The following is a 5,846-nucleotide window of genomic DNA, read 5'->3' on the forward strand; positions in this document are numbered from 1 at the left end:
CCCGCAGCATGCAGGTGGATAGCGAGCTGAATATTGCGCATGAGTGGGTGAGTGTGACGCAGGCGATGAGGCGGCGGTTGTGGGAGCTGCATACGTCGGGTATGGGGGGGCAGGATGAGGCGGGGGAGGCGTTTGAATCTTGGCAGGACGTTATTGAAAGGAACAAGGACTTTCAATCGCTGAAGCAGCCTCCCTGCGCGCCCCTTATTGAGTTTTATTATGACAAACCAAAGATATCGGACCTCGACTGATGCGCAGACTTTTATTACTGCCATGTCTGCTGCTGGCCGCTTGTAATGCTGGCGACTCTCTTTTTCCATCAACCAAGGATATGCACTTGACGCCACTTACTGAGATCAAGGCCAACTTAGCCTTCACTTGCTCGTGCGAGAAAATCCCCGAGCCATCAACCGAAGCCGATGCACTATTCCAGTACGCCCGCTGGCTACAAAAGGGCAACTTGCTCAAGCAGGACAAAGCTGTCGATGCCGAAATTGAACGCTTATATCGCATCGCAAGCGAAAATGGGCACTACAAAGCCAATATCAATTTGCAGAACGGTGCGATGCGCGGTCATTTCAAACTTCGTGGTGAAGAACATCTGCGCATGAGTCAGCAATTGATCGAATCAGATGTTGCGACGGGTTACTACTTTATAGCCATTTTTCTGAAACGTGGAGCGGCAGGTTTGAAGCAGAACAGTGATATGGCGCTGCGTTATTTTCGCAGAGCTGCCAATCAAGGAAGTGCTCAAGCACAGGTTTATATAAGTAATAAGCTCGCACCGATCGATATCGCGCCTGATGTTGCTCGAGAACTACGTCACTGTGCCGCGAGGCAGGGGAACGGGGATGCAGCAAATGCACTGGGTGTGAATTATTCAGGACGTGGGGATTATCAAGAAGCACTTGAAGCATTTCAATTGGGGGTCGCCGCAGGTAATAGCTCCTCTGCTTCCTTTCTTGGGAACGGATTTCGAGGTCCAAAACCGGATAACCGACTGTACTACCTAGGTCAACAGGAAGACTTTGAGCGCGTCGAACGATACAAAAAAATTCAGAAAATCCTTTCCGGGTACTCCTACGCGAACCCCACCGTCCCCGAAGTCAACGAAATCGTCCCTCTCCCTCCCGCAAAACTGCCGGAATGGGACGGCAAGCTCCAATGGCTCGAAGCCTGGATAGCCAACGTACCACCTCCCAAACCTGACGAAAGCCGGATCCGCCAATTGGCCAACGCCAAAGCCCTTGACCCGGCCAGCGGACGCCCAATGCCCGGCTCACAGGGCTTTATTCAAGCGACCTCTCCGATGCCCACCTGCTACAGCGGCCAATGCTGCCCACAAACCGGCTATTGGCAGGTTGCCGGGCTCCTGCAGGGAGTTTACTCGGTCTCCGAGGGTGAGTCCCTTCGCCGGTTTGAGCGAGGTGAAATCATGCCCACACCAGTGATGCAAACACGCAATGAGCGTTTGCTGCTTCCCGACAAAATTACGGTGCGTGAGGAGCGGGTGAAATGGAGGTTATTCGGTGAAGCTTGAATATTGCTCCATCAGGGTTGTGCGCATAGTGCTGCTTGTTTTAATAGCTGCCGATGTATTAGCCGCCCCTGCTGACTCAAAATTAGAGGCCGATGAAAAATTTGATGTTTGCCGCGAATTTACCAATGGGGTGCAGGGGGAATGTACCCGGAATTTAAAATATATCTCCGCTCATTACGTTGTAAAGGCGGGAAGCGTTTATTGGATGAGAAAGGAAGAGAGTTATGAGCGGCCGTGCCTGATCGGGCCAGGTGCATTTTTTCATAATCTATTGTCTTTGAAGTGTATGAGGTCGAAAGATAATCGATCTGTCAGTGTCCAAAAACGCTATCTTGATAGGGTCGCAAAGTATTCGCAGGCATTTCAGTCGTTGGACGGTAGTGAGTTTTTACTTGAGAACTGGCAGCGAGTCCAGTTGGCGAATTATGCAAAAGATCAGAGTGCTGTCTATTATAAAGGCCAATCAATAAAAGGTGCTGATCCGCGCTTCTTTTCAGTCATATTTCCCTTTGGGCACCATCCCCGTTGGGATAAGTACAGCGTATCGCAAAGTAGTAAGGTTCTCTTTCTTGATGGGCGTGAAAATAAATATGTAGATTTAAGTAAGTTTCGTGCTTTTACTCCTGTTCAGTGTCCGGGGCAAGGACTGCATTTGTGCACCAAGCGACGAGAGCTGGATGATTTCTTCAAGTACGGAAATTGGGGAGGAGGACTGCTGGGGTGGATAGGAGACGATATTGTTTTTTTAGTGAATTCGAAAGTTGTTAGATTTTATAATATGGCGTCTCCAGAGATGTTCATGTTTGCTAGTAACTCCCGGATGTATGTCTTTACGAGAGGAAGGTTTTATGAGGTGGCGGAGCCTCGTGGGAATTTGTTTGAATATACTTTGATTTATATGGATGTTGAGTATTTCAAAAATAATAATTATTGAATGGTTTTTAAGGGCCGACCACGTAGAGAGTTAAAAAGCTTGTCTCTGGAGATACTGTTGCAGAGTCTCGGAGTGGATCTACGGACCCTGCAAACATGAAAATTCCGTCAGCCACCCATTTCCCCACTGAAAAAAAACACCGCTGCCCGTAATCTAGACACCTTTGCCACGTGTGCGGATTGTCCATGTCTTCAGTAGCTGATGGGTTGCCCAGTGATAAACGTTTAGCGGCGGTGGTCGCCATTTCCCTGGGGATCGGCATGGCGACCCTCGACACGGCCATCGTCAACACTGCATTGCCGACCCTGGCTGAAGGGATCGGCACCGACTCAGCCTCGGTGATCTGGGTGGTCAACGCCTACCAACTGGCGACCATCGCCGCCGTGCTGCCCTTTGCTTCCCTGAGTGACGTGGTGGGCCACCGTCGGGTGTTCCTCGGCGGCTTGCTGGTGTTTGTAATAGCGTCGCTGTTCTGCGGGCTGGCCTGGTCGCTGCCGACGCTGACCGCCGCCCGGGTGGTGCAGGGCCTGGGCGCGGCGGCGATCATGAGCGTCAACATTGCGCTGTTGCGGCATATCTATCCGGCAAAAATATTGGGCCGCGGGCTGGGGTATAACTCGCTGGTGGTGGGGCTGGCCTTTACGCTGGGGCCCACCGCGGCGTCGGCGATTCTGTCGGTGGCCACCTGGCACTGGCTGTACCTGATCAATCTGCCCCTGGGCGCGTTGGCTTTGTGGCTCGGGGTGCGGGCGATTCCGGTGATCCCGATTACCGGGCATGCCTTCGACCGGCTGGCGGCGATTCTCTGCGCCGGGTTGTTTGCCTTGTTGGTATTGGGGCTGGGGTCGGCGGTGCACGGTGCGCAGGCGGTGTTGACCCTGGGGCTGATCGCCGTGGCGCTGCTGTGCGGGGTGTTGCTGATCCGTCGTCAGGCCGGGCACCCGGCGCCGATGCTGGCGGTGGATCTGTTCAAGCGCCCGCTGTTCACCTTGTCGGCCCTCACCGCGATTTGTGCGTTCAGTGCCCAGGGCCTGGCGTTTGTGTCGCTGCCCTTCCTTTTGCAGACGGTGCTGGGCCACAGCCAGGTGGCCACTGGCTTCCTGATGACGCCGTGGCCGGCAGTGGTGGCGGTAATGGCGCTGATTGCCGGGCGCCTGGCAGACCGCATCTCCCTGGCGTTGCTGTGTGGCATTGGCCTGGTGATGTTGAGCGCGGGCATGGCCTCGCTGGCGACCCTGGGCAATGACGCCTCGACCTTTGATATCGGCTGGCGCATGGCCTTGTGTGGTGCCGGGTTCGGTTTCTTCCAGTCGCCCAACCTCAAGGCGATCATGACCAGCGCGCCTATCGCCCGCAGTGGCGGGGCCAGCGGGATTGTGGCCACGTCGCGGTTGATGGGGCAGACGCTGGGGGCGTCGCTGGTGGCGTTGTGTTTCCACCTGTCCCTGAGCAGCGGCCCGCAGTACGCGTTGTGGCTGGGCTGCGGGTTTGCGCTGGTAGGCGCGGTGGCCAGTGGTTTGCGCCTGATGCAGGACGGCACCAAGGTTTAATTATTCGGGCCTTGTAAAACAGAGTGATAGACGGCTACCGTGGCCGTCTAAATAATTCTGAATGTTTCAGCTTTTATGTCTGATCTGGCCCAACGCAGTGCTGATTCCCACTCCCGCCGTGCCGCGCTGACTCTCGGCCTGTGCCTGCCCAGTGACGTGTTGCTGTACCTGGTACTGCCGATGGAGTCCCAGGCCTTTGGTATCACCCTGGCCCAGGCCGGGGTGCTGCTGGCGGCCAACCGCCTGGTGCGGATCTTCGGCTACAAGCATGTTCTGAATTTCTATGCTCGTAACGGAGATCGGCTGACGTGCTCCATCGCCGCCGGCGCGGCTGCGGTGTGTGCGTTGGGCAATTCGATGCTGTCCGGCTTCGCCGCCTTGCTTGGGCTGCGGCTGATCTGGGGCCTGTGTTTTGCGGCGTTGAACCTTTCCACCCAAGTGTTGGCCACCTCCGAGCCGCTGGGTGCGGCGCGGCGGGCTGGGCGCTCGCGGGCGCTGATCGCCCTGGGGCCGATGCTGGCGTTGCCGCTGGGGGGATGGCTGACGTTACATGTCGGCCCGCGTCCGATTTTCCTGATTCTGGCGGGGTGTTGCCTGGTGGGATTATGGATGGCGCGGGGGTTGCCTACGGCCGGCCACAATTTGCACGGCACGCCCGGGCGGCGCTTCAAGCTGCCCGACAGCGTGGCGACCTGGTCGTTTATCGAAGGCGTGGCGCTGGATGGGCTGTTTATCTTTGGCCTGTCGATTCAGGCGCAGAAGATCCTCGGTGGTGATGCGGTGTTGATCGCCGGTGGCTTGATGGCGCTGCGGTATGTCTCGGAACTGCTGCTGAGCCCATTGGGCGGGCGGGCTGCGCAGCAGTTTGGCGCCACGTCGATGTTGTTGCTGTTTTCCTTTCTCAGTGCGCTGGCGCTGGGGGCGTTTGGCAGCCACTGGGTGATTGCCGGTGCGGCGGCGGTGCTGGTGCTGCGGGCGTTGCAACTGCCGTTGGTGACGACGCTGGTGGCGGAGCGCAATCCGGGCGCGATGCGGGTTTCGGCGTTAGCCTCGAATGCTGTGTGGCGGGATGTGGGCGCGGGGCTTGGGCCATTGCTGGCGGGGTTGTTGCTGCCGGTGGCGTCGGCGCCCTGGGTGTTTGGCGTGGCCGGTGCGGCCATTGCGGTCAGCGCGGTGTTTTGCTGGCGGGCGAAGATTTCGACTTGATGATGTGAGGCTGGTTGTGTCTTTTGACGAGCATTTTGTGCGGTTGCTGGATGAGGCTTATCGGCATTGGACCGGGCAGGGGTTGCCGGCGCCTCAGGGGTTGGGGTGTGAGGAACGTCTGGTCTGGTTGCATGAGCAGGCGCCTTACAGTCTGCTGGCCCATGATGGGGCGGTTGATCCGCGTTTTACCTATGTGAATGAGTGCGCGTTGCGCTGCTTTAAGTATCCGCGTGAGGATTTTATTGGGATGCCTTCGCGGTTCAGTGCCTCGGAGCTGGATCGGCCGGCGCGGCAGGTGCTGATGGAGGAGGTTGGGGCCAGGGGGATTGCTCATGGTTACAGCGGGTGGCGGGTGGATGCGCAGGAACAGCCGTTCATGATTCATGCCGGGGTGGTTTGGAATTTGTTGGGCGGGGTGGGGCAGGCGGCTTTGTTTTGGTTGGATGAGGGGGGGCGGGGTACATATCCGTTGCTGCGGTAACGGCTGCTATTGGTTCCGCTCTTACAGCGGGTCACTTTTGAAAAGCGTGTACGGACCGGACACATGGTGGACACATGTGCGGGGACATGGTTGACACATTATGGTCCGTAATCTGGCTTATTCACGTCGATAGTC

At 57.0% G+C, this 5,846-nt stretch carries 5 protein-coding genes and 1 pseudogene; all 6 read left to right on the plus strand.

Features of this window, described 5'->3' with window-relative positions; genetic code table 11:
* Positions 1 to 251: pseudogene (locus M2400_RS33275) on the plus strand (phospholipase); the annotation flags it as partial.
* Positions 251 to 1,540: a sel1 repeat family protein gene (locus tag M2400_RS33280; protein WP_259201403.1), complete on the plus strand. Its 1,290-nt coding sequence runs from the start codon at positions 251 to 253 to the stop codon at positions 1,538 to 1,540. The pseudogene M2400_RS33275 and the gene M2400_RS33280, both read left to right, overlap by 1 nt.
* Positions 1,530 to 2,474 carry a DKNYY domain-containing protein gene (locus M2400_RS33285; protein WP_259201404.1) on the plus strand — a complete coding sequence of 315 codons (945 nt, stop codon included), beginning with the start codon at positions 1,530 to 1,532 and terminating at the stop codon, positions 2,472 to 2,474. Before M2400_RS33280 ends, M2400_RS33285 begins: the two co-directional genes overlap by 11 nt.
* Positions 2,475 to 2,659: 185 nt before the next feature.
* Positions 2,660 to 4,024, plus strand: coding sequence for an MFS transporter (locus M2400_RS33290; protein WP_177047371.1), 1,365 nt, complete (start codon positions 2,660 to 2,662; stop codon positions 4,022 to 4,024).
* Positions 4,025 to 4,099: 75 nt separating this feature from the next.
* Positions 4,100 to 5,230: an MFS transporter gene (locus M2400_RS33295; protein WP_177047373.1), complete on the plus strand. Its 1,131-nt coding sequence runs from the start codon at positions 4,100 to 4,102 to the stop codon at positions 5,228 to 5,230.
* Between the two features lie 16 nt (positions 5,231 to 5,246).
* Positions 5,247 to 5,711: an MEKHLA domain-containing protein gene (locus tag M2400_RS33300; protein ID WP_259201405.1), complete on the plus strand. Its 465-nt coding sequence runs from the start codon at positions 5,247 to 5,249 to the stop codon at positions 5,709 to 5,711.
* Positions 5,712 to 5,846: the final 135 nt, after the last annotated feature.

Source organism: Pseudomonas sp. BIGb0558 (assembly GCF_024807515.1).
GTDB lineage: Bacteria > Pseudomonadota > Gammaproteobacteria > Pseudomonadales > Pseudomonadaceae > Aquipseudomonas > Aquipseudomonas yamanorum_A.

Bases quoted from the DNA above. Each gene is read 5' to 3' on its own strand.
- M2400_RS33280 (WP_259201403.1), top strand. From the start codon at position 251: ATGCGCAGACTTTTATTACTGCCATGTCTGCTGCTGGCCGCTTGTAAT.
- M2400_RS33290 (WP_177047371.1), top strand. From the start codon at position 2,660: ATGTCTTCAGTAGCTGATGGGTTGCCCAGTGATAAACGTTTAGCGGCG.
- M2400_RS33295 (WP_177047373.1), top strand. From the start codon at position 4,100: ATGTCTGATCTGGCCCAACGCAGTGCTGATTCCCACTCCCGCCGTGCC.